The 25,879-nt window shown below is 73.9% G+C and carries 29 protein-coding genes; 16 read left to right on the plus strand and 13 right to left on the minus strand.

Features of this window, described 5'->3' with window-relative positions:
- Window positions 1-37: 37 nt before the first annotated feature.
- Window positions 38-574 (plus strand): TetR/AcrR family transcriptional regulator, encoded by a 537-nt coding sequence (locus tag CRYAR_RS15015; protein ID WP_035851418.1) that lies wholly within the window; start codon window positions 38-40, stop codon window positions 572-574.
- Here CRYAR_RS15015 and CRYAR_RS15020 read toward each other — a convergent pair.
- Window positions 571-1,509, minus strand: coding sequence for a phosphoglycerate dehydrogenase (locus CRYAR_RS15020; protein ID WP_035851419.1), 939 nt, complete (start codon window positions 1,507-1,509; stop codon window positions 571-573). The genes CRYAR_RS15015 and CRYAR_RS15020 overlap by 4 nt on opposite strands.
- A gap of 75 nt (window positions 1,510-1,584) precedes the next feature.
- Window positions 1,585-2,688 carry an ROK family transcriptional regulator gene (locus CRYAR_RS15025; protein ID WP_051570234.1) on the minus strand — a complete coding sequence of 368 codons (1,104 nt, stop codon included), beginning with the start codon at window positions 2,686-2,688 and terminating at the stop codon, window positions 1,585-1,587.
- Between the two features lie 48 nt (window positions 2,689-2,736).
- Between CRYAR_RS15025 and CRYAR_RS15030 the strand changes: the two genes are divergently transcribed.
- The 4 genes from CRYAR_RS15030 to CRYAR_RS15045 all read left to right on the plus strand — a co-directional run bounded on the left by CRYAR_RS15030 (window position 2,737) and on the right by CRYAR_RS15045 (window position 6,195).
- Window positions 2,737-3,930 carry an MFS transporter gene (locus CRYAR_RS15030; protein ID WP_051570236.1) on the plus strand — a complete coding sequence of 398 codons (1,194 nt, stop codon included), beginning with the start codon at window positions 2,737-2,739 and terminating at the stop codon, window positions 3,928-3,930.
- Between the two features lie 93 nt (window positions 3,931-4,023).
- Entirely contained in the window at window positions 4,024-4,503 is a 480-nt protein-coding gene (locus CRYAR_RS15035; RefSeq protein WP_035851425.1) for a GNAT family N-acetyltransferase, read from the plus strand.
- A complete protein-coding gene (locus tag CRYAR_RS15040) occupies window positions 4,500-5,396 on the plus strand; it encodes an RNA polymerase subunit sigma-70 (protein WP_035851428.1) in 897 nt (298 codons plus the stop codon). Before CRYAR_RS15035 ends, CRYAR_RS15040 begins: the two co-directional genes overlap by 4 nt.
- Window positions 5,397-5,400: 4 nt before the next feature.
- Window positions 5,401-6,195, plus strand: a complete 795-nt coding sequence (locus tag CRYAR_RS15045; RefSeq protein ID WP_035851432.1) for a YybH family protein — start codon at window positions 5,401-5,403, stop codon at window positions 6,193-6,195.
- Between the two features lie 6 nt (window positions 6,196-6,201).
- Here CRYAR_RS15045 and CRYAR_RS15050 read toward each other — a convergent pair whose 3' ends face one another.
- Window positions 6,202-9,093 (minus strand): ATP-binding protein, encoded by a 2,892-nt coding sequence (locus tag CRYAR_RS15050; protein ID WP_035851437.1) that lies wholly within the window; start codon window positions 9,091-9,093, stop codon window positions 6,202-6,204.
- Between the two features lie 102 nt (window positions 9,094-9,195).
- Between CRYAR_RS15050 and CRYAR_RS15055 the strand changes: the two genes are divergently transcribed.
- Both CRYAR_RS15055 and CRYAR_RS43060 read left to right on the plus strand, forming a co-directional pair.
- Window positions 9,196-9,444, plus strand: coding sequence for an SCO4226 family nickel-binding protein (locus CRYAR_RS15055; RefSeq protein WP_035851442.1), 249 nt, complete (start codon window positions 9,196-9,198; stop codon window positions 9,442-9,444).
- Window positions 9,445-9,601: 157 nt separating this feature from the next.
- On the plus strand, window positions 9,602-10,582 hold the full coding sequence (locus CRYAR_RS43060; RefSeq protein ID WP_169745032.1) for a matrixin family metalloprotease: 981 nt from the start codon (window positions 9,602-9,604) through the stop codon (window positions 10,580-10,582).
- 80 nt (window positions 10,583-10,662) lie between these two features.
- On the opposite strand, the gene CRYAR_RS15065 is transcribed toward CRYAR_RS43060, so the two are convergent.
- Window positions 10,663-11,406, minus strand: coding sequence for an SDR family NAD(P)-dependent oxidoreductase (locus CRYAR_RS15065; RefSeq protein WP_035851446.1), 744 nt, complete (start codon window positions 11,404-11,406; stop codon window positions 10,663-10,665).
- A 91-nt stretch (window positions 11,407-11,497) separates the two neighbouring features.
- Here CRYAR_RS15065 and CRYAR_RS15070 point away from each other — a divergent pair, with 91 nt between their 5' ends.
- Window positions 11,498-12,409, plus strand: a complete 912-nt coding sequence (locus CRYAR_RS15070) for an AraC family transcriptional regulator (RefSeq protein WP_035851450.1) — start codon at window positions 11,498-11,500, stop codon at window positions 12,407-12,409.
- Window position 12,410: 1 nt separating this feature from the next.
- On the opposite strand, the gene CRYAR_RS15075 is transcribed toward CRYAR_RS15070, so the two are convergent.
- From CRYAR_RS15075 to CRYAR_RS15085, 3 genes are read right to left on the minus strand one after another with little or no spacing between them, the layout of a single operon-like run.
- On the minus strand, window positions 12,411-12,986 hold the full coding sequence (locus CRYAR_RS15075) for a dihydrofolate reductase family protein (protein WP_035851453.1): 576 nt from the start codon (window positions 12,984-12,986) through the stop codon (window positions 12,411-12,413).
- A gap of 28 nt (window positions 12,987-13,014) precedes the next feature.
- On the minus strand, window positions 13,015-13,587 hold the full coding sequence (locus CRYAR_RS15080; protein WP_035851456.1) for a TetR/AcrR family transcriptional regulator: 573 nt from the start codon (window positions 13,585-13,587) through the stop codon (window positions 13,015-13,017).
- A 13-nt stretch (window positions 13,588-13,600) separates the two neighbouring features.
- On the minus strand, window positions 13,601-14,875 hold the full coding sequence (locus CRYAR_RS15085; protein WP_035851457.1) for a replication-associated recombination protein A: 1,275 nt from the start codon (window positions 14,873-14,875) through the stop codon (window positions 13,601-13,603).
- Between the two features lie 29 nt (window positions 14,876-14,904).
- On the opposite strand from CRYAR_RS15085, the gene CRYAR_RS15090 reads away from it, so the two are divergent.
- Both CRYAR_RS15090 and CRYAR_RS15095 read left to right on the plus strand, forming a co-directional pair.
- The gene (locus tag CRYAR_RS15090; RefSeq protein ID WP_035851458.1) at window positions 14,905-15,609 is read left to right on the plus strand and encodes a hypothetical protein; all 705 of its coding nucleotides are present in this window, start codon (window positions 14,905-14,907) and stop codon (window positions 15,607-15,609) included.
- A 10-nt stretch (window positions 15,610-15,619) separates the two neighbouring features.
- Window positions 15,620-16,081 carry a YdeI/OmpD-associated family protein gene (locus CRYAR_RS15095; RefSeq protein WP_035851460.1) on the plus strand — a complete coding sequence of 154 codons (462 nt, stop codon included), beginning with the start codon at window positions 15,620-15,622 and terminating at the stop codon, window positions 16,079-16,081.
- On the opposite strand, the gene CRYAR_RS15100 is transcribed toward CRYAR_RS15095, so the two are convergent.
- From CRYAR_RS15100 to CRYAR_RS15110, 3 genes are all read right to left on the minus strand, one after another.
- The gene (locus CRYAR_RS15100) at window positions 16,041-16,973 is read right to left on the minus strand and encodes an NADP-dependent oxidoreductase (protein ID WP_051570242.1); all 933 of its coding nucleotides are present in this window, start codon (window positions 16,971-16,973) and stop codon (window positions 16,041-16,043) included. The genes CRYAR_RS15095 and CRYAR_RS15100 overlap by 41 nt on opposite strands.
- Before the next feature lie 66 nt (window positions 16,974-17,039).
- Window positions 17,040-17,552 (minus strand): MarR family winged helix-turn-helix transcriptional regulator, encoded by a 513-nt coding sequence (locus CRYAR_RS15105; RefSeq protein ID WP_035851463.1) that lies wholly within the window; start codon window positions 17,550-17,552, stop codon window positions 17,040-17,042.
- Window positions 17,549-18,115: a DJ-1/PfpI family protein gene (locus tag CRYAR_RS15110; protein ID WP_035851464.1), complete on the minus strand. Its 567-nt coding sequence runs from the start codon at window positions 18,113-18,115 to the stop codon at window positions 17,549-17,551. Before CRYAR_RS15110 ends, CRYAR_RS15105 begins: the two co-directional genes overlap by 4 nt.
- A gap of 190 nt (window positions 18,116-18,305) precedes the next feature.
- Between CRYAR_RS15110 and CRYAR_RS15115 the strand changes: the two genes are divergently transcribed.
- Window positions 18,306-20,384 (plus strand): transglycosylase domain-containing protein, encoded by a 2,079-nt coding sequence (locus tag CRYAR_RS15115; RefSeq protein WP_035851465.1) that lies wholly within the window; start codon window positions 18,306-18,308, stop codon window positions 20,382-20,384.
- Here the strand turns inward: CRYAR_RS15115 and pdxR are convergent.
- Window positions 20,350-21,723, minus strand: a complete 1,374-nt coding sequence (gene pdxR, locus CRYAR_RS15120) for a MocR-like pyridoxine biosynthesis transcription factor PdxR (RefSeq protein ID WP_245620460.1) — start codon at window positions 21,721-21,723, stop codon at window positions 20,350-20,352. The genes CRYAR_RS15115 and pdxR overlap by 35 nt on opposite strands.
- A gap of 79 nt (window positions 21,724-21,802) precedes the next feature.
- Here pdxR and CRYAR_RS15125 point away from each other — a divergent pair, with 79 nt between their 5' ends.
- From CRYAR_RS15125 to CRYAR_RS15140, 4 genes are all read left to right on the plus strand, one after another.
- The gene (locus CRYAR_RS15125) at window positions 21,803-22,180 is read left to right on the plus strand and encodes a cupin domain-containing protein (protein WP_035851466.1); all 378 of its coding nucleotides are present in this window, start codon (window positions 21,803-21,805) and stop codon (window positions 22,178-22,180) included.
- A complete protein-coding gene (locus CRYAR_RS15130) occupies window positions 22,180-23,049 on the plus strand; it encodes an NAD-dependent epimerase/dehydratase family protein (RefSeq protein WP_035851468.1) in 870 nt (289 codons plus the stop codon). Before CRYAR_RS15125 ends, CRYAR_RS15130 begins: the two co-directional genes overlap by 1 nt.
- Window positions 23,050-23,312: 263 nt before the next feature.
- Window positions 23,313-23,711, plus strand: a complete 399-nt coding sequence (locus CRYAR_RS15135; protein WP_035851470.1) for a hypothetical protein — start codon at window positions 23,313-23,315, stop codon at window positions 23,709-23,711.
- Window positions 23,712-23,720: 9 nt separating this feature from the next.
- Entirely contained in the window at window positions 23,721-24,128 is a 408-nt protein-coding gene (locus tag CRYAR_RS15140; RefSeq protein WP_035851472.1) for an acyl-CoA thioesterase, read from the plus strand.
- Between the two features lies 1 nt (window position 24,129).
- On the opposite strand, the gene CRYAR_RS15145 is transcribed toward CRYAR_RS15140, so the two are convergent.
- Window positions 24,130-24,360: a hypothetical protein gene (locus tag CRYAR_RS15145; protein WP_035851474.1), complete on the minus strand. Its 231-nt coding sequence runs from the start codon at window positions 24,358-24,360 to the stop codon at window positions 24,130-24,132.
- Window positions 24,361-24,463: 103 nt separating this feature from the next.
- Between CRYAR_RS15145 and CRYAR_RS15150 the strand changes: the two genes are divergently transcribed.
- Complete coding sequence (locus tag CRYAR_RS15150) at window positions 24,464-25,156, plus strand: acetoacetate decarboxylase family protein (protein ID WP_035851475.1); 693 nt, start codon at window positions 24,464-24,466, stop codon at window positions 25,154-25,156.
- 106 nt (window positions 25,157-25,262) lie between these two features.
- On the opposite strand, the gene CRYAR_RS15155 is transcribed toward CRYAR_RS15150, so the two are convergent.
- Window positions 25,263-25,847 (minus strand): TetR/AcrR family transcriptional regulator, encoded by a 585-nt coding sequence (locus CRYAR_RS15155; protein WP_084700511.1) that lies wholly within the window; start codon window positions 25,845-25,847, stop codon window positions 25,263-25,265.
- Between the last annotated feature and the right edge of the window lie 32 nt (window positions 25,848-25,879).

The following is a 25,879-nucleotide window of genomic DNA, read 5'->3' on the forward strand; positions in this document are numbered from 1 at the left end:
AGACATATGTGCAAGACGTATGTGTCAGACTGTGGGCATGGGAAATCGCGAAGACCTGCTGACCGCGGCGAAGCACTGCCTGGAGACCAAGGGCTACACGCGCACGACCGCGCGGGACGTGGCCGGCGCGGCCGGGGTCAGCCTCGCCGCGATCGGCTACCACTACGGCACCAAGGAGGCCCTCCTGCAGGCCGCGCTCGTGCAGGCGCTCGAAGAGTGGGGCGAGGAGCTCGGGCGGACGCTGGGGGAGTCGCCGAGCGGCGGCTTCGCCGAGCAGTGGGACCGGGTGATCGAGTCGTTCGCGGCGAACCGGGCGCTGTGGTCGGTGCAATTCGAGCTGCTCGCCCAGCGGGACCTGCCGCCCGAGGTGCGCGAGCTGTTCGCCGGCGCGCACCGGCAGGCGCGGCTCGGGCTCGTCGAGCTGTTCGGGGGAGCGCCCCCCGGGGCGCAGGCGCAGGTCGGCGCGCTCTACCAGGCGCTGCTCGGCGGGCTGGCGGCGATCTGGCTCGCGGATCCGGCCGGAACTCCCACCGGCGAGGACCTGCTGTCGGCGATGCGCGCGATCGTGCGCTAGCCGACGCGGAACGCGGGCTCGCCGGCGAGCGCGGCGACGAGCTCGATCGCACCCTCGCGCCCGGCGGCCGCCCGCGCCTGCGCGGTCTGACCGGCCATGTGCGAGGTCACCGTGATGCCCTCGACGTCACGTAGCACGCTGTCGGCCGGGAGCGGCTCGACCGCGGTGACGTCCAGCGCCGCGCCCGCGATCCGGCCCGTACGTACCGCGTCGGCGAGCGCGGTCTCGTCGACGAGCGGACCCCGGGCGGTGTTCACCAGCAGCGCGGTCGGCTTCATCGCGGCGAGGGCCCGCGCGTCGATCAGGCCGCGGGTGGCGTCGTTCAGCGCGGCGTGCAGCGACACCACGTCGGACCGGGCGAGCAGGGCGGGGAAGTCCACGAACTCCACGCCGGATGCGTCGTCGGGTACCCGCGGCGTGTGGCACAGCACGGTCATCCCGAACGCCCGCGCGAGCGGCACGACGGCGCGGGCGGTCGCGCCGAAGCCCACCAGCCCGAGCGTCGAACCGCGCAGCTCGCGCCCGTCGGTGCGCGGCCAGCGGCCGGCCGCGACACCGGTCGCGAGGCCGACCAGGTGCCGGGACGCGGACAGCACCAGCCCGATCGTGAACTCGGCCACCGCGTTCGCGTTGATGCCCGGGAGGTTGCTGACGCTGATGCCGAGGCGGCGCGCGGCCGCGACGTCGACCGAGTCGTAGCCGACGCCGGTGCGCACGACCGCGCGCAGGGCGGTGGCCCGGGCGAGCACGGCCGCGGTCATCGGCTCGTTCGCGATCAACGCCCCCTCGACGCCGTCGAGCAGCGCGGCCAGCTCGTCCTCACCGCGCCGGCCGGTCATCGGCGCGTGCACCGGGGCGTGGCCGTGGGCACGCAGGTACGCGTCGACCGCGTCGCCGGGGTGCAGGTAGTCGGCGGTGACGAGCAGGCGGGCCATGATCGGACCGTACTGAGCCTCCCGGGACCGGAGAACCCCGCGACGAGAAAGGCCACCTTGCCGTCAGGGCAACGCTCAGAGCGCGTCGAGGACCGCGTTCCAGGCCTCTTCGGCGGCGCCGATCATCGGGCCGTCGTCGCCGAACGTCGCGGCCACGACCGGTGGGGCGGACGCGCGGCGGAAGCGCATGAGGCCGGCGAGGTAGGCGTCCTGGACGGCGTCCGGGGCCGCGGCGAGGAGCCCGACCCCGAGGCCGCCGACCGTGACCAGGTCCGGGTCCAGCCCGTTCACCAGCCCCGCGACCCCCCGCCCCAACGCGCCCGCCACCACCCGCACGGCGGCCTCGGCGTCCGGAGATTCCGCGGCGCCGGCGATCACCCGGTGGGCGTAGGCGATCGGATCGGGCGGCGGCGCGACCCCCAGCAGACGCGCCAACGCCGACCCGTCCACCTCGTTCCCCCAGCACCCGGACGCCCCGCACGAGCACTCCCGCCCCGGATCCCCGAACGGCAGGTGGCCGAACTCCCCGGCCGCGCCGATCGCCCCGGTCACCACCCGCCCGTCGGCCACGATCGCGCCGCCGATCCCGGCCGCCACCCGCACGTGCAACGCGACCGCCGCGCCGGACGCCGCGCCCCGGCTCGACTCCGCCGCCCCCGCCAGCATCGCGTCGTTGCCCACGACGAACACCCCGGCCCCGGCGCGCAGCGGGGAGAGGTCCAGCGCGTGCCAGCCGAGCGGGAACGCCTCGACCCGCTGATCCCGCGACACCGGCCCGGTCACCGCGACGCCGACGCCGCGCACCCGCGGTCCCAGCGCCTCGATCGCGCCCCGGACGGCGGTCAGCACGACCGACGGATCGCCGCCCCGGTGCGCACCGACCGCGGACGAGACCACCCGCCCGCCCAGCTCCACCGCGCTGGCCTGCCACGCCTCGTGAGTGATCGACACCGCCGCCACCAGCGGACCCTCCGGATGCGGCCCGAGCGCCGTGGTCGGGCGCCCGCGTGCCCCGCTCGGCGCCGCCGGTTGCTCGCGCACCAGCCCGGCCGCGCCCAGCCGCCCCACCAGCTCGGTCGCCGCCCCGGTGCCGATCCCGATCAGCCGCGCCGCCTCGGCCCGGGTGACCCCGGGACGCGCGTGCACGATCCGCAGCAACTGGGCTGAGCGCGTCGTCACAATCCGGACTCCTTCTTTTTACTCCACGAACGAGCTTATTCTGTCGCAGTGAACCATCGTGCCGCCTTGGCCGCCCTCGGCGCCTCCACGTTCGTCTATGTCACCGCCGAGACGATCCCGATCGGGCTCCTCCCGGAGATGGCCCGCGACCTGAACGTGGCCGAGGCGTCGATCGGCCTGCTCGTCACCAGTTACGCGGTCGTCGCCGGCCTCACGTCGATCCCGCTGACCGCGGTCACGATGCGCCTCCCGCGCCGCGCGCTGATCGCCGGCACGGTCGCCGCGTTCGTGCTCTCGCAGCTCGCCGCCGCGCTCGCCCCGACGTTCCTGCTCGTCGTCGTCGCCCGGCTGCTCTGCGCGCTCGCGCACGGCGTCTTCTGGGCCACGATCGCGCCGATCGCCGCGCGCCTGGTCCCACCCGGCCAGGGCGGCCGCGCGATCGCGCTGGTGTTCCTGGGCAACTCGCTGGCCATCGTGCTCGGCGTGCCGCTCGGCACCGCGCTCGGGCAGTGGCTCGGCTGGCGGGTGGTCCTCGCGGTGCTCGCGGTGATCGGGGCCGGCTGCGTCGCCGCGCTGTCGATCTCGCTGCCCGCGCTGGCCGGTGACGTGCCGACCCCGCTCGGGCGCCGGCTGCGTGACTCGGTCCTGGTCCTGCGTAACCGCTCGCTGTTCGCGATCTGCGCCACCACCGCGGTGCTGATGATCGGACTGTTCGCCGCGTACACCTACCTCGCGCCGCTGGTCCGCCGCGACGCCGGCCTCGAGGGCACCGCGCTCAGCGCGCTGCTGCTCGGCTTCGGGGCGGCCGGGCTCTTCGGCAACTGGATCATCGGCCGCTGGGTCGACCGGAGCCCCGGCCCGCTGCTCACCACGTTGATCGCGGTCATGGTGCTCGCGCTGGTGACGCTCGCGCCGGTGCTCGGCGTCGCGCCGACCGTCGTCGCGGTGCTGGCCTGGGGCGCCGCGATGACCGCGACCCCGATCATCCTGCAGGCCGCCGTGCTGCGCGTCGCCCCCGAGGCCGGCGACGCCGCGTCCGCCGTCTACGTCGTCGCGTTCCAGATCGGCATCGGGGGCGGCTCGCTGCTCGGCGAGCGCTTCGTCAGCGCCGGCCGGCTCGGCTGGCTGCCGCTGTTCGCCGCGCTCCTGGCCGTCGGCGCGTGGGTGATCGTCCGCACCTCCCGCACCGCCTTCCCCGCACGGCTTCCCGCCGAGACCCGCGAACCCGTTCCTACTTCCTGACCACGCCGCCCGGCGAACCACCGCCCGCGGGGAGGTCCGCGACGGTTGCGGACGTGCGTCACGTTCCGGTCCGGGGCGGCATAGGGTCACCGGGTGCCGCCCTCCACCGCTCCGGTCACCGTCCGCCCCGCCCACCCCGACGACGCCGACACGATCCACCGGCTGAGCCTGCGGGCGATCCGTGGTTCGGCCGCCGGGCACTACACGCCGGCCGAGCTCGAGGCGTGGATCCGCACCCGCTCCGCGGCCCGGCACCGCACGCTCATCGAGCACACCCGTACGCTCGTCGCGGAGTGCGACGGCGCCCCGGCGGGCTTCGTCAGCGTCGCCACCGAACCGTGGGACCGGCTCGAACGCGGTGAGGTCGACCAGCTCTTCGTCGACCCGGCCTTCGGCGGGCGGGGAGTGGCTCGCGCGCTGCTCGCCGCCGTCGACGACGTCGCCACCGTCACCCACGCGTCCTGGCGCGCCGCCCCGGTCTTCGAACGCTTCGGCTACGTGCGTGAGGAGACCGAAACCGTGCCCCTCGACGGCCAGACCCTCACCCGGGTCCGGATGCGACGCGTCCGGTGAGCGGCGACGGGTTCGCGCGGCTCGTCGAACCGTTGCGTGGTGAGCTGCACGCGCACTGCTACCAGCTGCTCGCCTCGGCGCACGACGCCGAGGACGCGGTCCAGGAGACGCTGGTCCGGGCCTGGACGGCGCGGGACACGTTCACCGACCGGGGTGCCGGCGTCCGCCCCTGGCTGTACCGCATCGCGACGAACCGGTGTCTCACGCTGCTGGCGAAACGCGCCCGCCGCGAACTGCCGGCCGACGTCGGCCCGGCGTCGGACCCGCACTGGGTCGAGCCGTACGCCCAGCCGGAGGGAACCGTGCTGGCGCGCGAGCGCCTGGAGCTGGCGTTCGTGGCCGCGCTCCAGCACCTGCCGCCGCTTCAGCGGGCGGTGCTGCTGCTGCGCGAAGCCCAGGGCTTCTCCGCCGCCGAGGTCGCCGATCTGCTCGGCACCACGGTCCCCGCGGTCAACAGCGCGCTCCAGCGGGCCCGGGCCTCGCTGCCGGTCACCGAGCCGTCGGCCGGTCCGGACGACCCGGGCGTCCGCGAGCTGGCCCGGCACTACGCGGCGGCCTGGGAAGCCGGCGACCTCGACACGATCCTCGCGCTGCTCGCCGACGACGCGCGCTACTCGATGCCGCCCGAGCCGGCCTGGTACGCGGGTACCGACGCGATTCGGGGGTTCCTGCTCGCCGGCCCGCTGAACGTCGCGTGGAAGTTCCGGGCCACGGTGGCCAACGGCCAGCCCGCGTTCGGCACCTACCTGCTCGACGGCGACGTCTACCGGCCGGGTGGTCTCGACGTGCTGACCGTGCGGAACGGCCGGATCAGCGAGGTGGTCTCGTTCCTCACCGCCGATCTGACGAGTTTCGGCCTGCCCGATGAGTTCGGCCCGTCCGCGGGGTTGTAGAGACATGGACGAGATCACAGAACTCATCGAACGCTGGGTGCTGGCCGTCGGGGCCGGCGATCTGGACGCCGTGGTCGCCGACCACGCCGAGGACATCGTGATGTTCGACGTGCCGCCGCCCGAGAACGGCGTGCGCGGGCTCGACGCGTACCGGGAGAGCTGGCCGCCGTTCTTCGCGTGGCTGCGCTCGGGCGCGGTGTTCGAGCTGGTGTCGCTGGAGGTCACGGCGGGGGAGGACGTCGCGTTCGCGGCCGCGCTGCTGCGTTGCGGCGAGCCGGGCGACGTCGCCGAGCGCCGCCTGCGGCTGACCCTCGGCCTGCGCCGGGAGAACGGGCGGTGGGTGGTGGCGCACGAGCACCATTCGTTCACCGTGTCGGACTCCGCGGACGGCGTCGAGGCCCTGCACCGGCGCTGGTTCGACGCCACCGAGGCCAAGGACCTGGACGCGATGATGGCCGGTATCGCCGACGACGTCGTGTCCTACGAGCACGAGGCGCCGCTGCGGTACGTCGGTGTCGACGCCGTGCGCGAGGTCTGCGCCACCGGCCTCGACTCGTCGACCGGCACCGTCACCTGGGACGTGCCCGACCTCACGGTCGTGGTCCGCGACGACCTGGCGGTGGCCTGGGGCCTGAACCGGATGACCGCCGAGCAGCCGGACGGCACGGTCGCCGAGAACTGGTCCCGCGGCACCCGGGTGTTCCGCCGGGTCGCCGGCGAGTGGCGCATGGTGCACCAGCACGTGTCCTGGCCCACCGACCCCGACACCGGTGAAGCCCGCCTCGACCTGACTCCCTGACCCCGCTCAGCCGGTGCGATCCGGCGGGTCCGCGTCGCTTCGCGCGGCCGTGACGTGCACCCAGGACGCGATCTGGGTGCGCCGGGTCGCCCGGAGCTTGGTCAGGATGTGTTCGACGTGCGCGGCGACGGTCTTCGGGGAGATCGTCAGCGCGGTCGCGATCTCGCGGTTCGTCGCCCCGGCGGCGATGTGCCGCGCCACCTCGATCTCCCGGGGCGTCAGCCCGGGTGGTCCGGAGGGCTCGCGGGTGCCGATCGCGGCCAGCAGGTCGTCGGCGGCTCCGGTCAGGACGACCGCTCCGGCGGACGTCGCCCGGTCGCGCGCCGTCCGCGCGAGCGCGGTGGCGTCGGCCGGTCGGCGGGAGCGGTGCGCGCAGCGGGCCTGGTCGAGCAACGCCTGCGTGCCCTCCCAGAACTGCCGGCGCCGGTCCCACTCCGCGCCCGCGGCCTCGAGCGCGACGCGTGCCTTGCCGGTCTGACCCTCGTGCAGGTGCAACAACCCTTCGGCGTGGTCGAGGGCGGGCAGCGTGCCGGGGATGCTCCGCTTCTCCAGGAGCGTGGCGCACCGGCCGAGGAACACGTGGGCGCGGGTCGGGTCGTTGTCCGCCAGGTACGCCCGGACGCCGGTGACCACGAACGGGAACAGGTACGCCGCGTCGCCGACCTGCTCGGACGCCGCCAGGCCCTCCTCGCACCGGGCCCGCGCCGCGACGGTGTCCCCGCCCCGGAGCGCGAGCTCGGCCAGGCCCCAGATCGTCGGCGAGAGCCGTTGCACCTCGCGCAGTTCGGTGCCGACGCCGTACGCGGCGTCGAGGTGTTCACGCGCCGCGGCCCCGTCGCCGCGCCCGATCGCGAGGAACCCGAGCACCTGGAGCGCCAGGATCCGGGTCAGGACGGTGTCGCCGAAGTCGGCGAGCGCGCGCTCGGCGTTGGGCCGGGCGTCGGCCCAGGCGCCGGTCGCCCACTGCACCCGGGCCCGCATCGCGAGCATGTAGTTGCGGTCGCCGAACTGTTCGGTGCGCTCGGCGTAGGCGATACCCGCGTCGAGGTAGCGGTCGGCGGCGTCGTACTCGACGAGCACCGCCGCGGAGCTGCCGACCATCTGGTACGCGCGGCTGGCCTCCGGCTCGGCGTCGGCCGCGAGCGTCTCGGCGATCGTCGAGTCGGCCAGTTCCCAGCCCTCGTCCATCCGGCCGGCGAAGAGAAGCACCGGGGCGATCGTGGCATCCACCGACCAGCGCGTCCGGTCGTCGCCGAGCGCGGTGGCCAGCGCCCGGGCGGCCTCGCCGTGGGTGAGGGACTCGTCGAGACGCCGGTCGAACATGTACACGGCCGACATCGCGGCGAGCAGCCGGGCGCGGACGTGCTCGGCGGTGGTGTCGGTGCGTTCGTCGATCAGCCGGAGGCCCTCACGCAGCAGCCCCACCCGGTATCCGAGGTCGGCTCCGAGTCGATGGCGCGCGGTGACCAGCGCCGGGACCAGCTTCGCGGCCTGGATCGTCTCGTCCTGCGCCAGCCGGTGGGCGTAGGCGTCGGTGAGCGTCGCTTCGGCGCCGGGCACGTCGTCGATCGCGATCAGCTCGATCGAGAGCGCGGTCAGCAGGTCGCCGCGCACGTCGTCCGGGGTGTCCGCGGGCATCGTGCGCCGGGCCCGGCGGTAGAGCGCGGTCGCCTCGACGTGGGCCGACATCGCGGTGGCGTGCCGGGCGGCGGCGAGGGCACTGGTGAACGCCGCCCGGTGTTGGTGGGCGCGCTCGTAGTGGTCGGAGAGGAACGCGTCGCCGAACCCGGCGTCGCGGGCGGCGTCGGCGACGCGGGCGTGCAGGAAGCGCCGGCGGTGCGGGGGAAGGGCGTCGTAGAGCGCGTCGCGGATCAGCGCGTGCCGGAAGTCGTAGCCGGTGCCGTCCGCACCCGGGGAGACGAAGAACCGGTCGCGGAGAACCTGGAGCGCGGCGTCCACGTGCTCGGGCGACGTCCCGGTCACCGCGGTGAGCAGGTCGACGTCGAAACGACGACCGATCGTGGCCGCGGCGGCGGCCACCGCGAGCGAGTCCTCGGACAGCTCGCGCGAGCGACCCAGCACGGCGTCGGCGAGCGTGTCGGGCAGCCGGACGGTGGGCGCGGTCGACTGGCAGGGCCCGGCGCCGTCGGCTCCGGCCGCCGCGAGCAGTTCCTCGACGTGCAGCGGGATCCCGTCGCTGCGCTCGAACAACGCCGCCGCCGACCGGTCACCCGGGACGGAGCCGAGGATCGCGGCGACCATCCGCGCGGTCGCGTCCCGGTCGAGGCGGGGCAGCCGCAGTTCCTCGGCGGCGCGGCCGGTCAGCAGCCGGGTGCGCCAGGTCCGCAGCGCCGAGTGCGGGAAGAGCTCGTCGCTGCGGTAGGTCGCCACCACGAGAACGGGCGCGGTGCGCAGGCGCGGTGCCGCCCGGTCCAGGACGTCCAGCGACAGCTCGTCGGCCCAGTGCAGGTCCTCGAGCGCGATCACCAGCGGCTCGTCCGCGGCGACGAGCGCGTCGGCCGCGTCGTGGACCAGTAACCGCCGCCACCGGGTGCCGTCCGCGCTGCCCCCGGTGACCGCACCGCGGAATCGCTCGGCCAGCGCGCCGGCCGGGTGGCCGAGCGGGCCGAGGCTCGTCGTCAGGCCGAGCAGCAGGCCACCGGCCACCTCGGCGTCGCGGGGGAACGCACCCGCCCGCGCGATCCGCGCACCCCGGGCGGCCGCGCGCTCGACGATCTCGGCGAGCAGCCGCGTCTTGCCGATGCCGGCCTCACCGGCCAGGAACAGCATCCCTCCGGCGCCGTCGAGCATCTCGCCGGTGCGCCGGCCGGCGTGTTCGACCAGGCCGCCCCGGCCGATCAGCACCGGGCAGAGGCAGGCCTCCGACCGCATCCCCATGCCCGGAGAACCTAGGCCGAAACGGAGCCTCTCTAGGTGGTCTGACCGATGTCGGACACGCTCGCCGCCGCGACGCTGAACCCACCAACGAAAGGAACAGCAATGGCGACGTTCATCGACGTGCACAGCGGCTTCGTCGGAGTCACCGCGGAGCAGCTGAAGGAGGCCCACGAGGCCGACCTCGCGATCGAGGCGGACGAGGGCGTGCACTTCGAGCGGGCCTGGCTCGACCCGGAGAGCGGCAAGGTGTTCTGCCTCGCGCACGGCCCGAGCAAGGAGGCGATCATGCGTGTTCACGAGCGCGCCGGTCACCCGACCGCCGAGGTCTACGAGGTGCCGATCGAGGTGTGAGACCACGCGCGGCCGGCCCTCGTGCGGGCCGGCCCTCGTGCGGGCCGGCCCTCGTGCGGGCCGGCTCCGACGGGGGCCGGCCCGCGGCTCGTGAGGGCTCCTGATCGGAAACTTTTCCGCACCGGCTCCCGCACTGGGGGCTTCCGACATGGGTGGCATGCGTAACCTGCTGCCTCTCCGGTCCGCCCTCGCCCCGACCACCACGGTCGCCGCGCTCGCTGCCGTGGCCGCCACCGTGGCGGTCGGCGCAGGCATCGCCACCGCCCCCGCTGCCGTCTCCGCCGCTCCGGCCCGCGTCACGCTGGTCGCCGCCGACGCCGGGACCGACGTCTCCGCGGTCGCCACCGACGGCACCGACGTTCGCTACCAGGGCCTCACGGTTCGCATCCCCGCCGCCGGCGAGGGTGTCCAGGCCGCCGCGCAGAGCACCTCCGGGGACCTCTCGATCACCGTCAGCCGCTCGGCCGACGGCTCGGTCGTCGTCAAGACCGACAAGCACGAGCACTCCGTCGCGCAGGCCGCGAACGCGATCACCACCCGCGCCGACGCCGCCAAGACCTGCACCGACAGCGCCTACGCCCTGGCCGGCTGGAAGCTTCCCAGCTTCACCTGGTACTACAACCCGGCCGGTACCCCCGCCGCGCTCTCCGGCACCGCCGCCGCCGCGGTCACCTCCGGCACGACCGCCCTCTCCTCGGCCTGCGGCCAGCGCACGATCGGCCTCGCGGCGAACTACGGCGGCCAGACCTCCGCCGCCGTGCAGGTCGGCGCGGCCGGCAACTGCATCGGCAACGACGGCCGCAACGTCATCGGCTGGGTCGCCGGCAACGGCAAGTGGCTCGGGATGACCTGCACGTACTACAAGACCGTCAACGGCGCCAAGACGGTGACCGGCACCGACACCGCGCTCAACACCCAGTACAAGTTCTTCACCTCGACCGCGAACTGCGCCAACGCCTACGACCTGCAGTCGGTCGTCCTGCACGAGCGGGGCCACTCGCTGGGCCTCAACCACGTCGACCAGACCGCCCACGCCAGCGCGGTCATGACCCCGGCCCTCTCGGCCTGCTCGGTCGGCAAGCGCACGCTCGGCCTCGGCGACTACAAGGGCCTCGCCGCGATGTACGGCACCCGCTAGGCCCCACCGACCCGCGACACCCCCGGTCGCGCCCCTGACGGCGGTCCGCCGGCGCCCCTCGCGCCGACGGGCCGCCGTTGTTACTGGCCCAGCAGGGTCGCGTAGACCGAAGGACCCTCGCCCGACAGCGCGGCCTTCGCGTCGACCGCGAGTTGATCGGCCAGGATCTCGGTACGGCCCGATTCGAGGCCACGCAGCGCCCGGTCCACGATCACGGCCGGGTCGGTCATCAGCGCGTCCAGCGCTCCTGCCCCGGCGACGGCGTCGGCGAACGCCTTCAGCACCGGAGTCGAGGCCATGCCGAAGACGAGGCCGCTGACGAACGTCCCCGCGCCGGACAGCTCGTCGCGCAGGCTGTTGGTCATGCTCCACAGGGCGGCCTTGGAGGCGGCGTAGACGTGGAGGCCGTCGGAGGTCGCCCAGGCCGCGGCCGACAGCACGTTGAGCACGGCCCCGCCGCCGTTCGCGGCCAGCACCGGCGCGAACGCGCGCACCATCTGGAGCGTGCCGAAGACGTTGGTGTCGAACTGGCGGCGGATCAGGTCCGGGTCGCCGTCGGCGAGGGCGAGCCCGGGCGAGGACATCGAGGCGTTGTTGATCAGCAGATCGACGTCGTGCGCCGTCGCCGCCGCCGCGGCGATCGACGCGTGGTCGGTGAGGTCGAGCCGCAGCACGTGGGCTCCGGGCGCGTCGATCAGCTCGGGGCGGCGGGCCGTGGCGTAGACCCGCCTCGCACCCCGATCGAGCAGCTGCTGGACGAAGTGATGCCCGAGGTTTCCGGCCCCGACACCGGTGACCAGCGCGGTAGATCCCGATAGCGTCATGACTTCACGTTATGGCGCGTACCCCGCACCAGACGATGCTCAAATTCTGCTTTTTTCTTATCCGATCGGCGCACGTTGCTACGGTGGCTGCGTGGATCCGGTCACCGAGGTACTGCGTCTCTCCGGCCTGAAGGGCACCGTGGGGACGCGCATCGAGGCGGGCAGCCGGTGGAGCGCGGAGGTGTCGGGCCACCCGGGCATCGCCACCCACGCGGTACTCAGCGGCGGCGCTTCGCTCGTGACCGACGACGGGCGGCACGTGGACCTGGCGGCGGGCGACGTCGTCATGCTGCCGATCGGCGCGAAGCACCGGCTGGGTGACGACCCCGGTGGCGAACCGGTACCGATCCCGGCTCGCGGCGGCGCCGGTCAGTGCCTGCGCCTCGGTTCCGGCCCGCCGCGCACGCGGATCTTCACCGTCTACTACGACTGCAACCACGTCACCAGGACGCAGGTCCTCGACGAGCTACCCGATTTCCTGCACGTCGAGGGCGGCGAGCCCGGGGCGGCGTACCTGGACGACGTCGTGCGGCTCCTCGGCCGCGAGCTCTCCCACCCGCAACTCGCCACCACGGCCGTCGTCGACAGCCTGGTCGACCTCATCCTGATCCAGCTGGTCCGGGCCTGGCTGGCCCGGCAGCCGGAGCACCGGCGCGGTGGCTGGCTGGGTTGGGCCGACGACCCGATCGTGCGGGACGCCGTGGAACGAGTGCACGCCGATCCGGCCGGGGACTGGTCGGCCGCCACGCTGGCCGCCGCGCTGAACGTCTCCCGGGCGACGCTGGCGCGGCGCTTCCAGGCGGCCATGGGTCGCAGCCCGGCGGCGTACGTCACCCAGTGGCGCATGGATCTGGCCGCTTCCCGGCTGCGCGACACCCGTGACCCGGTCGAGGCCGTCGCCGCCCGGGTGGGCTACCGGTCGGTGCCGTCGTTCACCCGCGCGTTCCTCCGCGATCGCGGCACGACGCCCGGGGCCTTCCGGCGGCAGCGTCAGAAGCCGTAGGTCACGTCCGGGCGTAGTGCGTCACGGTGGAGCCGGAGGCGAAGGTCTCGCGGTGCGCGGGCGTGAACGCGGTGGGGCCGAACGCGCCGGTGAAGGCGGAGATGCCGTCGCCGACGACGATCGGGTAGCTCTTGATGACCAGCTCGTCGATCTCCGGGAGGACGGCCGCCGCGAGCGTGCCCCCGCCGGCCAGCCAGACGTCGAACGGGGACTCCTCGGCCTTCAGCGCACGTACCAGCGCCACCGGGTCGCGGCCGACCAGCTCGACCGCCGGGTCGGCGATCCCGCCGAGCGTGCTCGAGACGACGTACTGGCGCAGGTGCCCGTACGGGCTCGCGATGCCGGCGTCGAGCGCCGGCCGGTAGGTGCCCAGCCCCATCACCACCGTGTCGAACCGCTTGTTGGCGGCGTTCCCGACCCCGAAGTGCGCCCGGGCGTGCGTCGGCAGCGTCTCCGGGAGGTTCGCGCCGATCCACCCGGCCAGGTCCTCGCCGAGCGGGAAGAAGTCGAACGATCCGTCGGGGCCGGCGATGTACCCGTCGATGCTGACGCCGACGTAGTAGACCAGTTTTCGCATGACGTCCTAACCACTGCACTTGAAGTGGTTACGAATCTAGCACGTGCTCGACGAGCTCCTGGATCAGTGCGTCGGTGTCGTAGCCCTCGACGATCGCCGGCATCGTCAACGAGTCCACGACCAGGCCGAACATCGCGAAGTACAGCAACGCGACGCCGGTGCGGTCGCCGGGGAGCCCGGCCGCCACGTGGTAGTCGACGAGCTCCCGGTGCTCGGCCGCGAGAAAGCCGCTGAGCTCGGCGTAGAGATCGGGGCGGCGGGTGGCCTCCAGCCGCAGCTCGAGCATCGCGAGGTTGCTCGACCGGTCCGCGCGCTGACGATCGAGCAGCTGGCGCATCAGCTCACCGGCCAGCGCGTGCGACGGCGCCTGCGTCATCGTGGCCGCGAGCGCCTCCGGATCGGGCGTCAGACGCTCCCGCGTGCGCCGCATGACCTGCGCGAGCAGTTCGTCGCGATTGGCGAAGTAGTTGGTCGCGGTGCCGGTGGGGACCCCGGCCTCCTTGTCGATGGCGCGCAGGGTCAGCCCGCGTGACCCGTCCCGGGCCAGGACCTCGATGGCCGCGTCGAGCAGCGCGGTACGCCGAGCCGGGTTCTGCCGCATGCCTGAAGTACTACTACACGTCCTCGCGGAGGGCGGACCAGCGGGCGAGGCGCTCGCTGACCCCGGCCTCGTTGCCGTCCGTGGTGGGCCGGTAGAACGTCTCGCGGTCCATGCCGTCGGGGAAGTAGTTCGCGCCCGAGAAGCCGTCGGGGGTGTCGGGGTCGTATTGGTAGTCCTCGCCGTAGCCGAGGTCACGCATCAGGCCGGTGGGGGCGTTGAGGATGTGCGCGGGCGGCATCAGCGAACCCGTGCGCCGCGCGGCCGCGCGGGCCTCGTCGAAGCCGCGGTACACGCTTACCGACTTCGGCGCCGTGGCCAGGTAGACCGCCGCCTGGGCGATGGCCAGCTCACCCTCGGGGGAGCCGAGCCGCTCGTACACGTCCCAGGCGGCGAGCGTCTGCGCGACCGCCTGCGGATCGGCCATCCCGACGTCCTCGGTGGCGAAGCGGACGAGCCGGCGGGCGACGTAGAGCGGGTCCTCACCGCCCTCGAGCATGCGCGCGAGCCAGTACAGCGTCGCGTCGGGATCGGAGCCGCGCATCGACTTGTGCAGCGCGGAGATCAGGTTGTAGTGCCCTTCCTGCTTCTTGTCGTAGAGCGGCGCGCGCTTCTGCACCAGCTCCGCGAGCCGGGCGACGTCGAGTGGCGGGCCGCTCGTGGGGAGCTGCTCGATCATGTTGAGCAGGTAGCGGCCGTCGCCGTCGGACAGCGCGATCAGGGCCTGACGGGCGTCGGAGGTGAGGGGCACGGGCCCGGCGCGCTCGACGAGCGTCTCCAGGGCGTCGTCGTTCAGGCGTTTGAGGACGAACACCTGACAGCGCGACAGCAACGCGCCGTTCAGTTCGAAGCTCGGGTTCTCGGTGGTGGCGCCGACCAGCACGACCGTGCCGTCCTCGACGTAGGGCAGGAAACTGTCTTGCTGGGCGCGGTTGAACCGGTGGATCTCGTCGACGAAGAGCAGCGTGCCCCGGCCCAGCTCGCGGCGCTTGGTGGCGGCCTGGAAGACCCTCCGCAGGTCGGCGACGCCGGAGAACGTGGCCGAGAGCGGCTCGAAGACGAGGTCGCTGCGCTCGGCCAGCAGCCGCGCGATCGTCGTCTTGCCGCAGCCCGGCGGGCCCCACAGGATCATCGAGACCAGGCGCTTCTCGGCCACCATGCGCCCGAGCGGTGCGTCGGGCGCCAGCAGGTGGGCCTGGCCGACGACCTCGCCGAGCGTCGTCGGACGCAGCCGATCGGCGAGCGGGCGCGCCGGCCCCTCGCTCTCGAACAACGACAACGCTTCGTCCATACCGCGACCGTACGGCTAGGGTCCGACAGATGGGGTTCGCGCAGGAGGTACGGGCGGCGTTCCGGCGGGGCGACACCGCAGCGGTGACCCTGCTGGCGCAGGCCGAAGTGGAGCGTGCGCGCACGACCGGGGATTCGGCGGGCGAGGTCGAGGCGCTCTACGCGTTGGCCCGCGTGGCCCTCCGCGAGGAGGACCGGCCCCGGGCCGAGCAGCTGGCCGAGGCCGCGCTCGTCGTCGCGATGGCCGCGGGCGACCGGGCTCTGGAGGAACGGCCGCGGCACGTGCTCGCCGCCGTGGCCCGCCTGTCCGGCGACCACCTCACCGCGCGGGAGCGCTACCGGGCGAGCATCGCGCTGAACGAGGAGCTGGGTCGGCCGGAGACCGTGACCTCCGAGTCGTACAACCTGGCGTTCACCGAGCTGCACCTCGGTGACCTCGAGCGGGCCCGCGAGCTGTTCGCGGCGGTCCGCCGGCGCACCGCCGACCCGGCGATGCTCGCGTACCTGGCGATCGGCGGGGCCGCGCTGGCCCGCGCCGAGGGCGACCACGAGCGCGCCGCGGAACTGCTGGGAAGCGTCGACGCCGCGTTCGCGGCGATCGGCCAGGTACCGGACCCGGACGACGCCGCCGAGCTGGCCGCGGTCCGGGACGCCACCGTCGCGGCGCTTGGCGAGGAGCGTTTCCGCGAGCGGTACGCGGCCGGAACCTCCCGGCGCCCGGACGACCTGGGTTAACGTCACCGGCATGGGACAGACGTTGCGGCTGAGCGCGATCCTCGAGCCCCGGGGCCCGGCCGGAGCGTTCGTGCTCACCGATGAGCAGGCCGCCGCACTCGGGGACGGGAAGAAGGCGTTCCCGGTGACGGTCACGGTCAACGGCGTCACGCTCGCGCTGCGGCTGGCCCGGATGGGCGGTGAGAACATGATCGGCCTGGCCAAGGCCGCCCGCGCGCAGGCAGGCGTGGAACTCGGCGCGACCTACGACGTCCAGATCTCGGCCGACGCGGGGGAGCGCACCGTCGAGGTGCCCGCCGACCTGGCCGCCGCGCTGGCCGCCGACCCGGCCGCGGAGTCCGCGTTCACCGGCCTGGCCTACTCGCACCGCAAGGAGTTCGTCCGGTGGGTCACCGAGGCGAAGCGCGAGGCCACCCGGGCCGACCGGGTCGTCAAGACCGTGGAGATGGTGCGGGCGGGTACGACCCGCTGAACACGATCTTGCCGGGGGCGTGACGGCCCTCGCTGAGTTCGTGCGCGGCGGCGGCCTCCTCCAGCCCGAACGTGGCCGCCACCGGGATGGTCAGGCGTCCCTGGGCGGCGAGGTCCACCGCGAGGCCGAGCGCGTGGTCGGCGAGCGGATCGGTGCCGCCGGAGGACAGGTGCACGCCCACTGCGGGGGCGGTGAGGTCGGCGATCGTGACGACCCGGTCCGGGTCGCCGGCCAGCGCGATCAGGTCGGGGAGCGCGCCGCCGGCGCAGTCGAAGACCGCGTCGACGCCCGGCGGCACCCGTTCGGTCAGGCCGGGGCCGTAGGTGGTCGGGTGCGCGCCGAGGGCCCGCAGGAACTCGTGGTTGTACACGCCGGCGGTGCCGACGACCCGCGCGCCACGGGCCACGGCCAGCTGCACCGCGACCGTGCCGACGCCCCCGGCCGCGCCGTTGATCAGCACGGTGTCGCCGTCGCCGACCGCCAGCCGGTCCAGCACGCGGGTGGCCGTCTCGACCGACCCGGCCGCGCCCCCGGCCTCGTCCCAGCTCCACCCGGCCGGTTTCGGAGCCCACGCCACGAGCACGGCGATCTCGGCGTTGGCGCCGCGGGTGCCGGGTGAGACCCAGCCGAACACCGCGTCGCCGATCGCCACCCCGGTCACCCCGGCGCCGACCTCGTCCACCACCCCGGCGGCGTCGAACCCGGTCCGCCAGGGCAGAACCGCCGGCACGACCGCGCGCATCGCCCCCGAGCGGATCAGCGTCTCGCCCGTCGAGAGCCCCGACGCCCGCACCGCGACGCGGACCTCCCCCGGTCCCGCGTGCGGCTCGGCGACCTCGACGACTTCGAGCACGCTCGGCGGCCCGTACTGCGCGAACTGCACTGCTCTCATGCCGCCGGACGCTAACCGGCCACTCCGGCCCACCCGCGGAAGTGAGAGCGCGCCCGGCCAGCTGCCTCACCTACCGCTGTCCCGGGCCCGAGGGGCAGACCTCCCGGCGGGTCGGGAGAGCTGTCCCGCGCGGTAGGCGCGCGAGGCCTCGGCGATGCGCTGCGCGGTGTCGACGAAAGCCCGGAGCGCCTCCTCGCCCACGTCCGCGCCGACCGCGTCCGCCCAGGCGTGCTGGGCGTCGCGCAGCCGTTCCAGGGTGGCGCGCCCGGTGTCGGTGGGGGAGAGCAGTTTCGCCCGGCGGTGGTGCGGGTTCGCGCCGTACGTGGCCCAGCCCTTCTCGACCAGCAGGTCGGCCGTGCGCTGCACGCTCTGCCTGGCCAGCCCCAACCCGACGCGACGCGCGACGTCGGAGACGCTCAGCGGCTGGTCGAGCGTCGCACCGAGCACCTGCCACCAGGCCGGGGTCAGGCCGGCCGGCTCGCTGATGTCGCGCGCGGCGGCCAGCAGTTCACCGTTGAGCTCGAACACCGGAAGCACGGCGTCGGTGAGCGCGTCACCGGCCGACGACCGTGTGCTCACGCGCCCACCAGCTGCTCGTAGTAGCGACGCTCGCCGGTGGTGTAGAGCCCGTACCAGGCCTCGACGACCGGCGCGGGGAACAGCGCCAGCTCCTCGAACAGCGCGCGGGCGAAGTCGATCGGCGCGGTGGCCGGTGCGGTGATCAGGTTCCGGTCGGTGACCACCGCGGCCTCCCGGTAGCGGTGCGCACCGCGGTAGTCCGGCAGGTAGTCGGGCGCGTTGCTGGTGTGCGCCCGGTCGTCGAGCAGCCCGGCGCGCGCGAGGCCGAACGTCGCGCCGCAGACGGCCGCCACCGTGACCCCGTCGTCGAGCGATCGGCGCGCCAGCTCGAGGACCTCGTCGTGCCCGGTCTCCCAGGTGTCGGCGCCGGGCAGCACGAGCGCGTCGAACTCCTCGGGCGCCGGCTCCACGAGCAGCCGCAGCCCGCCCATGGTGCGTACCTCGGTGACGCCGGGTGCGCCGAACACCCGCAGCTCGCCCCCGGCCATCGCCAGGCCGGCCACCAGGTAGCCGTACTCCCAGTCGGCCATCGTGTCGGTCGCGTACAGGGCAACGGTCGTCATGGCGCACTCCTTTGACAGTGTGCTGTCATCTTATGTGACAGCACACTGTCAATCAAGTTCCACAAAGTGAGCTTTGCCACTACGGAGAGTCGTCATAGCACAACGTCGCTACCCCGTAGCGGACATCAATTTCTTAAGTTCGCCGACTTACTGTCTGGGGCACGAACCGGGCGGTCGAGGGGGCGACGGAGTGACGAAGACTCGACGGAGCCGGCATCTGATCGCGTCGCTGGTGCTGTGCGGGCTGCTGGCCGGCGTCGTGCTCGCGGCCGCGGCGTTCCCGGCCGCCGGGTTCACCGGCCTGACGGCCAAGTCGGCGTCCGACTCGTTCAGCGACCTGCCGGCCGATCTCGAGCTCCCACCCGCCCCGCAGGCGTCGACGCTCTACGCCAGCGACGGCAGGACCGAGATCGCCGAGTTCTACGACGAGAACCGGCGCAACGTCTCGCTCGACCAGATCGCGCCGGTGATGCGCCAGGCCATGGTCGCGGCCGAGGACAACCGGTTCTACGAGCACCGCGGCGTCGACCTCAAGGGCATCGTCCGGGCGTTCGTGAACAACCAGAAACAAGGCAGTTCGACGCAGGGCGCGTCCACGCTCACCCAGCAGTACGTGCGGGCGAGCCTGCGCTACGGCGCGAAGACGCCCGCGGAGGAGCGACTGGCCACCGAGGACACGGCCGGGCGCAAGCTGCGCGAGATCCGGTACGCGATCGCGCTGGAACACGAGCTCGACAAGGACCAGATCCTCGCGAACTACCTGAACATCACGTACTTCGGCAACGGCGGCTACGGCATCTACGCCGCCTCGCAGGCGTACTTCAGCAAACCCCCGTCGGAGCTGACGCTGGCCGAGGCCGCGATGATCGCCGGGCTGGCGCAGAACCCCACGCAGTACAACCCGGTGGAGAACGACCACAGGTTCGCGATCGACCGCCGTGACTACGTGCTCAACCAGATGGTGAAGCTGAAGTACGTCACCCGCGCCCAGGCCGACGCGGTGAGCGTCAGCGACCTGGGGCTGCAGCCGAAGTCCAGCGCCCAGTCGTGCGAGAACGGCGACACCGCGTACGGGTTCTTCTGCGGCTGGTTCCTCGACTGGTGGAAGTCGAACCCGGCGTTCGGGCCGACCACCGCCGAGCGCGTGGACAACCTGCGCAAGGGCGGCTACTCGATCGTGTCGTCGCTCGACGTCGGCATGCAGAAGGCCGCGCAGCAGCAGGTCGACGCGGCGCTGGACACCGCGGACAAACGGTTCGCCACCGGCGTCGTGCTGGTCGAGCCGGGCACCGGCCGGGTGAAGGCGATGGCGGTGAACCGGGCGTTCGGGATCGGGGCCGGCCAGACCGTGGTTCCGCTGCTCAGCGGGTCGTCGATGTCGCCGGGCTACCAGGCCGGCTCGACGTTCAAGATGTTCACCGCGATCGCCGCGCTGCAGAAGGGCATCCCGCTCGGCCACGAGTTGTTCGCGCCCGACCGGTACGTCTCGAAGTACCCGGGCGAGTGCGCGGTGGGCGGCGACCGGTACTGCCCGAAGAACGCCTCGCCGAAGATGACCGGGGAGCAGACGATGTCGAGCGCGTTCGGCGAGTCCGCGAACACGTACTTCATCCAGCTCGAGGAAGCGGTGACGGTGAAGTCGGCGATCGCGGCGGCGGAGTCGGCCGGGGTCGTGCTGCGCGGCAGCCAGGACGTGCAGCTCGCGCGGGCCGCGCAGCGCAGTCCCACCGCGTGGGGCTCGTTCACGCTGGGCACCGCGCAGGTCTCGCCGCTGGACATGGCGAACGCGTACGCGACCGTGGCGGCGCGGGGCACGTACTGCGCGCCGCTGCCGCTGACGTCGATCAGCGACCAGGGCGGCAAGCAGGTCGCGTCGCTCGCGGATCCCAGCTGCCGGCAGGCGTTCAGCCCGTCGGTGGCCGACGCCGCGGCCGACATGGCGCGGTGCCCGGTGGGGCAGCAGTCGATGGTCGGGCTCGCGTGCGCGCACCCGGGCGGCAACCCCACCGCGGCCAGCGTGGGGGCGGCGATCGACCGCCCGGTGGCGGGCAAGACCGGCACCACCGACGACAACAACGCCGCCTGGTTCATCGGCTTCACCCCGAACCTGGTCGCGGCGTCGTTCCTGGCCAACCCCGACAAGTACGACGACGAGGTGCCCGACACCAAGACCCCGATCAACGTCACCCGCGAGACGCTCGTCGCCGTGCTGCCCGGCCTCCCGGCCGAGTCCTTCACCGCCCCGACGAACGCGCTGGCCTTCGGGTAGCGAGCACGGAGACCACCGCGTCGACGGCGGCCCGGTAGTCGTGATCGGGGGGCGTGCCGTAGCCGAGCACCAGGGCCGCCGGGTAGGTTCCCGCGACGTGCCGGAGCTCGCCCAGCCCCTGCACCCGCACACCGTGGGCGGCCGCGGCGGCCACCAGCGCGGGTTCGTCGTCGGCCGTGCGCCCGTCGGTGAACTCGACGAGCGCGTGCAGCCCGGCGGCGATCCCGCTGACCCGCAGGCCCGGCAGGGGCGTCAGCGCCGCGAGCAGGTGATCGCGCCGGCGGCGGTACCGCAGCCGGGAGCGGCGGACGTGCCGCTCGTACCCGCCGCTGGTGAGGAACTCGGCCAGCGTCAGCTGTTCCAGCGCGCCGGTGAACCGGTCGGCCGCGGTCTTGGCCTCGACGACGCGGTCGAGCAGCGCGTCGGGTACGGCCATCCAGGCCAGGCCGACCGCCGGGGCCAGGCTCTTGCTCGCGGTGCCGACGTAGACCACCCGGGCCGGGTCGAGCCCCTGCAGCGCCCCCACCGGCTTCCGGTCGTAGCGGAACTCGCCGTCGTAGTCGTCCTCGACGACGAACCCGCCGGTCCGGCGCACCCGCTCCAGCAGCGCGAGGCGGCGCTCCGGGGCGAGCGCGACGCCCAGCGGGAACTGGTGGGCGGGGGTGACGAACACCGCGTCGGCGTCGGGAGCCTCGTCCGGCCGTCCGGCGGCGGCGAAGTGGACGGTCGCGCCGCTGCGCTCGACGATCCAGCGGTGGTGGCCGAAACCGTGATCCTCCAGCACGATCGAGCCGCCGCCGACGATCTCCGCCACCAGCGCCACGGCCTGCGTGTACCCCGACACGACGACGAGGTGCTCGACGTCGACGTCGACCTGGCGCACCCGGCCGAGATAGTGGGCCAGCGCGGCACGCAGCTCCGGGCGGCCCCGCGGATCGGGGTAGTCGAACGCCTCCGACGGGGCGCGGCGCAACGCGGTGCGGCCCGCGGCGGCCCAGGCGGTGCGCGGGAACGAGGCCACGTCGGGGCGGCCGGGGCGGAGGTCGAACCGGGTAGCCGGCTCGGCCGGGGTCTCCGCCGGGCGACGGGTCGCGCCAGGTGTGCCCGCGGCGACCCAGGTACCCGCTCCCTGCCGCGCGACCAGCCACCCTTCGGCGACCAGCTGCGCGTAGGCGTCGGCCACCGTGTTGCGGGCCAGCCCCAGGTCGCGGGCGAGGACGCGGGACGGCGGCAGCGCGACGCCGGCACGCAGCCGGCCACCGCGGATCGCGTCGCGCACGCGGTGTTCGAGGGCGGCCCGGCTGCGGGCACCGCCGAGGTCGAGCAGAAGTTCGGGCACGGACCCGAGGCTAATTGGCCCACGAAGGCTGATTCCAAGTGGCCCATCGCCATGGGCCGCTGGGCCGTACGGTCGAGCCATGGACGACAGGTTCACGGTGCTCGCCGACGTCGAAAGGCCGGACTTCCCGGCGGACGCCGGGGTGATGACGGCGCTCGTCGAGGTCGCACCGGGCAGCGGCGGGTCGCCGCCGCACCGGCACTCCGGCCCGGTCTTCGGCTACGTCCTCGAGGGCGAGGTGATCTTCGAGCTGGAAGGCGAGGCGCCGCGCGTGCTGCGGGCCGGCGACACGTTCTCGGAGCCCGGCGGCGACGTCGTGCACTACCGGGCCGCGAACAACCGGCCCGACGCGTGGGCCCGGTTCCTCGCGGTGATGGTGTGCGCGCCGGGCGTCGAGATGCTGACGTACCTCACCGCGGACGAGATCGCCGCCCGCCGTCACCTCCGGCATCCGTGATGCGGATCTTCCTCGCCGGGGGAACCGGCGTCCTCGGGCGGCGGATCGTGCCCGCGCTGCTCGAGGGCGGCCACGACGTCACCGTGCTGGCGCGCACGCCGGGCGCGGTCGTCGGCGCGCACGCGGTCCGCGGTGACGTGCTCGACGCCGAGGCCACCCGCCTGGCCGTCGCCGAGGCCGCACCCGACCTGGTGATGCACCAGCTCACCGATCTCGCCGGGGGAAGCGGGGCGGCCAACGCGGCGCTCCGCGTCGCCGGCACCCGCAACCTGGTCGACGCCACGCGCGCGGCCGGTGTCGGACGGCTGATCGTGCAGAGCATCGCGTGGTGCTACGAGCCCGGCGCGACCCCGGCGTCCGAGGACACCCCGCTGGACACCGGCCCGGCGCCCGACGGGATTCCAGCGGGCACCGGCCCCGCCCGGCGGATCACCGTCGACGCCGTGGCCGCGATGGAGGCCACCGCGCGCGAGGTGACGCACGCCGTCGTCCTGCGCAACGGCCTGTTCTACGGGCCCGGCACCTGGTACTGGCCGGACGGCAGCCAGGCGGCCCGCGCCCGCGCCGGTGACCTGCCCGCCACCGCCGACGTCACCAGCTTCGTCCACGTCGACGACGCCGCGGCGGCCGCGGTCGCCGCCCTGGACTGGCCGCCCGGCGCGGTGAACGTGGTCGACGACGAACCGGCCGACGGGTACCGGTGGACGCCGGTGTTCTGCGCCGCCGTGGGCGCACCGCCCCCGCCGCGCGCCGACGCGCCCCGCCAGGGCTGGGCCCGCGGCGCGACGAACGCGAAGGCCCGCGCGCTCGGCTGGTCGCCCCGCCGGACGTCATGGCGCGACGGCTTCCGTCCGGCGGTCAGCGGCTGAGCGCGGGGAGCCGCTTCCCTCCGCCGGTCGGCCGGGCCGGGCTGCTCCTGCGCGGCGCGGTCACCCGGCTCGCTGGCCCGGGTGGCGGCCTGGAACAGCGGCGCCTGGCCGCTCGTCTCGCTCCACCCGCAGATCGCGTCGTTCGTCCTCACCGGCGCCGGTGAGCTCGCCCATCCGGCCGCGCGGCTCATGCGCCCGGCCGAGCGGTGGTGGGTGGTCACCGCGTCCGTCACGCTTCTCGCCGGTGAGTTCGCGCCGAGCCGGTGTCGCGTCCGGAGTGGAACGGGTCCGCCGCCGACGTGGCCTGGTCGGGCTACTTCGCCGACCGCGCACTCCACGGGCGGGTGCTTGCCGTCGTCACCGGTCTGCCGGTGGTGCTGGCTGCCCGGTACGTCGTGCCGCTGGTCCGCCGGGCCCGGCGGTTGCCCGCGCCGGACCGCCCGGGGGTCTGGCCGGTGCTGCCGGCCACCGGTCTCGCGGCCGGGAGCGCGGTACTCGCGCTCCTCGACGCCGACGTGTGGACCAGTTGGAGGGGTGGCCGGCATCGACGCCCGCGTCCGGGCTCTGCGGGGACACCTGAGCATCGACGGCGGGGCCGGAACCCGGCTGAGCGTCCGCCTTCCCTGCCGCTGGACCCCCCCCGGGACGCGGCCGCGTGGTAGAGGTGGTGGATGTTCGAGTGGTCCACCAAAGTGCGTTACATGGAGTGCGACGCGCAGGGCGTCGTGTTCAACGGCTGGTATCTGACGTACTTCGACGAGGCGTTCGCGGCCTTCCTGACCCACCGCGGCCTGTCCTACGCCGAGTTGACCGGCTCCGGCTACGACGCCGCCGTCGTGCGGACCGAACTGGACTGGAAGACCGGCCTGGGGTACGGCGACGAGCCGGCCGTCGCCGTGTCGACCGCGACGATCGGGCGCACCAGCTTCGCACTCGACTTCGAGGTGCGCCGCGACGGCGAGGTGACGTGCTCGGCCCGCACCGTCTACGTCGTGATCGCCACCGACGGCTCCGGCAAGCGCGAGATCCCGCCGCGGCTGGCCGAGGCACTGGGAGACCCGGCGCCGCTGCGCGGATGACTCAGGACGCCTCGTGCCAGTCGAGCGCGATCCGGCCGTCGGGAGTGCGGTAGATCCGGCCGGCGCCGTCGGGGACCCGCACGTCGGGGGTCGCGCGGAGCCGGAAACCGGCGCCCGAGGGCACCAGGACCGCCACGACCTGCGTCGGCGGTTCGGGCTGGTCGTCGGCGGTGGCCCTGGTCAACCCCAGCGCGGTGGCCAGCCGCCGCAGGGTCAGCCTGGTGCGGGTCATGGTTCTGCTCCCGGGACGTGACTCTGGTGCCAATCGCGCCAGAACATGACAGCCGCCTCTACACGTCTTCTACACACGGCCGTTCTACGGTAGAACGTGTTCTATGACGAGCTATGACATCGCCGGTCAGACCGTCACGATGCCCGTTCAGGTCCGCGACGCTTCGGCCGCGACGATCCTGTACGAGGTGGACGCCGCCGCGGCCCGGGCCTTACTCCCGGGTGACGCGTTCCGGGTCGTCGAGAACGAACCGGGCCGGGCGCACTTCGCGCTCGTCCTGGTGGATTACCGGGACAACGACCTCGGCGCGTACCACGAGGTCGGGTTCACGTTCTTCGTCCGCCCGGCGTCGGGCGGCGAGGACGGCACGTTCATCACCCGCCTGCCGGTGAACCAGGAGTTCACCTGCGAGGCCGGGCGCACGATCTGGGGCTTCCCGAAGACCGTCGAGCGCATCGACGTCGAGAACACGCCGACGTCGAGCACCTGGGCGCTCTTCGTCGACGGGCAGCACGCGTTCACGGTGCGCACGCCCCGCGGCGGCACCGACGAGTCCCCCGCCGTGCCGATGACGGCCTACTCGCTGATCGGCGGCGAACCCCACCGCACCACGTTCACCCAGGGCGGGCGCGAGTCGCAGGTGGTGTTCGGCGGCGAGGGCGTCGAGCTGACGCTGGGCGACGGGCCGCTCGCGAAAGAGCTCGCCGGCCTGGGCCTTCCGGGGGCACCGGTCGTGCTCACCACCTGGACCGAGCGGATGCGGGCGACGTTCGAGGTCGCGCAGCCGCTGACGTAGCGTGCCGGAACGGACGATGGCGTCCGATGCCGCAGCCGTCGCCGTCGCGGGCGCTGCGGCGTCGGACCGGCCGGACGCCTACGCGCCGCCCGGACCGGCCGGACGCCTACGGCGCCGCCCCGGACCGGCTCACCGAGGCCGCGGCCAGCCGCGCGTAACGCTCGGCGAGCTCGTCGCCGGGGGCCGGGCCGCGCAGCAGCACCAGTTCGTAGAACACCGGAGCGCACGACGCGAGGAGCACCGGGCGGGCCGGTACGCCGGGCGCGACCCGTTCGACCACGATCGCGGCGATGGCGTACCGGTCCTCCCAGAACGAGCGCAGCGCCGCCGCGGCGGCGGGGGAGCGGAACGACGCCGCGATCAGCGCCGCCGTGATCGACGGCTCCTCGGTCAGTGCGGCGACGATCTGCCGGTTGATCTCGGTGAGGTCGCCGGCCAGCGATCCGGTGTCCGGTGGCTCCCACGGCACCTCGCGCGCGGCGTCGAGCGCGTCGGCGAGCAGCCCGCCGGTGTCGCGCCACCGGCGGTACACGGTCGTGCGGTGCACCCCGGAGCGTGCCGCGACCGCGTCGATCGTCAGCCCGTCGTAGCCGGCCTCCAGCAGGAGGTCGGCGACCGCGTCCAGCACCGCCCGGCGGTTCCGGGCGGTGCGGCCACCGGGTCGGCCGACCGGTTGCGCAGGAGCACTCACCTCGTTAATGCTACATGCGTCGCATTAAGAGG

This window comes from Cryptosporangium arvum DSM 44712 (genome assembly GCF_000585375.1).
GTDB classification, from domain to species: domain Bacteria; phylum Actinomycetota; class Actinomycetes; order Mycobacteriales; family Cryptosporangiaceae; genus Cryptosporangium; species Cryptosporangium arvum.

Bases quoted from the DNA above. Each gene is read 5' to 3' on its own strand.
- CRYAR_RS15125 (WP_035851466.1), top strand. From the start codon at position 21,803: ATGGACGACAGGTTCACGGTGCTCGCCGACGTCGAAAGGCCGGACTTC.
- CRYAR_RS15045 (WP_035851432.1), top strand. From the start codon at position 5,401: ATGGACGAGATCACAGAACTCATCGAACGCTGGGTGCTGGCCGTCGGG.
- CRYAR_RS15055 (WP_035851442.1), top strand. From the start codon at position 9,196: ATGGCGACGTTCATCGACGTGCACAGCGGCTTCGTCGGAGTCACCGCG.
- CRYAR_RS15100 (WP_051570242.1), bottom strand. From the start codon at position 16,973: ATGAGAGCAGTGCAGTTCGCGCAGTACGGGCCGCCGAGCGTGCTCGAA.
- CRYAR_RS15075 (WP_035851453.1), bottom strand. From the start codon at position 12,986: ATGCGAAAACTGGTCTACTACGTCGGCGTCAGCATCGACGGGTACATC.
- CRYAR_RS15020 (WP_035851419.1), bottom strand. From the start codon at position 1,509: ATGGCCCGCCTGCTCGTCACCGCCGACTACCTGCACCCCGGCGACGCG.
- CRYAR_RS15015 (WP_035851418.1), top strand. From the start codon at position 38: ATGGGAAATCGCGAAGACCTGCTGACCGCGGCGAAGCACTGCCTGGAG.
- CRYAR_RS15150 (WP_035851475.1), top strand. From the start codon at position 24,464: ATGACGAGCTATGACATCGCCGGTCAGACCGTCACGATGCCCGTTCAG.
- CRYAR_RS15110 (WP_035851464.1), bottom strand. From the start codon at position 18,115: ATGACGACCGTTGCCCTGTACGCGACCGACACGATGGCCGACTGGGAG.
- CRYAR_RS43060 (WP_169745032.1), top strand. From the start codon at position 9,602: ATGCGTAACCTGCTGCCTCTCCGGTCCGCCCTCGCCCCGACCACCACG.
- CRYAR_RS15145 (WP_035851474.1), bottom strand. From the start codon at position 24,360: ATGACCCGCACCAGGCTGACCCTGCGGCGGCTGGCCACCGCGCTGGGG.
- CRYAR_RS15050 (WP_035851437.1), bottom strand. From the start codon at position 9,093: ATGGGGATGCGGTCGGAGGCCTGCCTCTGCCCGGTGCTGATCGGCCGG.
- CRYAR_RS15085 (WP_035851457.1), bottom strand. From the start codon at position 14,875: ATGGACGAAGCGTTGTCGTTGTTCGAGAGCGAGGGGCCGGCGCGCCCG.
- CRYAR_RS15140 (WP_035851472.1), top strand. From the start codon at position 23,721: ATGTTCGAGTGGTCCACCAAAGTGCGTTACATGGAGTGCGACGCGCAG.
- CRYAR_RS15065 (WP_035851446.1), bottom strand. From the start codon at position 11,406: ATGACGCTATCGGGATCTACCGCGCTGGTCACCGGTGTCGGGGCCGGA.
- CRYAR_RS15095 (WP_035851460.1), top strand. From the start codon at position 15,620: ATGGGACAGACGTTGCGGCTGAGCGCGATCCTCGAGCCCCGGGGCCCG.
- CRYAR_RS15090 (WP_035851458.1), top strand. From the start codon at position 14,905: ATGGGGTTCGCGCAGGAGGTACGGGCGGCGTTCCGGCGGGGCGACACC.
- CRYAR_RS15080 (WP_035851456.1), bottom strand. From the start codon at position 13,587: ATGCGGCAGAACCCGGCTCGGCGTACCGCGCTGCTCGACGCGGCCATC.
- CRYAR_RS15130 (WP_035851468.1), top strand. From the start codon at position 22,180: ATGCGGATCTTCCTCGCCGGGGGAACCGGCGTCCTCGGGCGGCGGATC.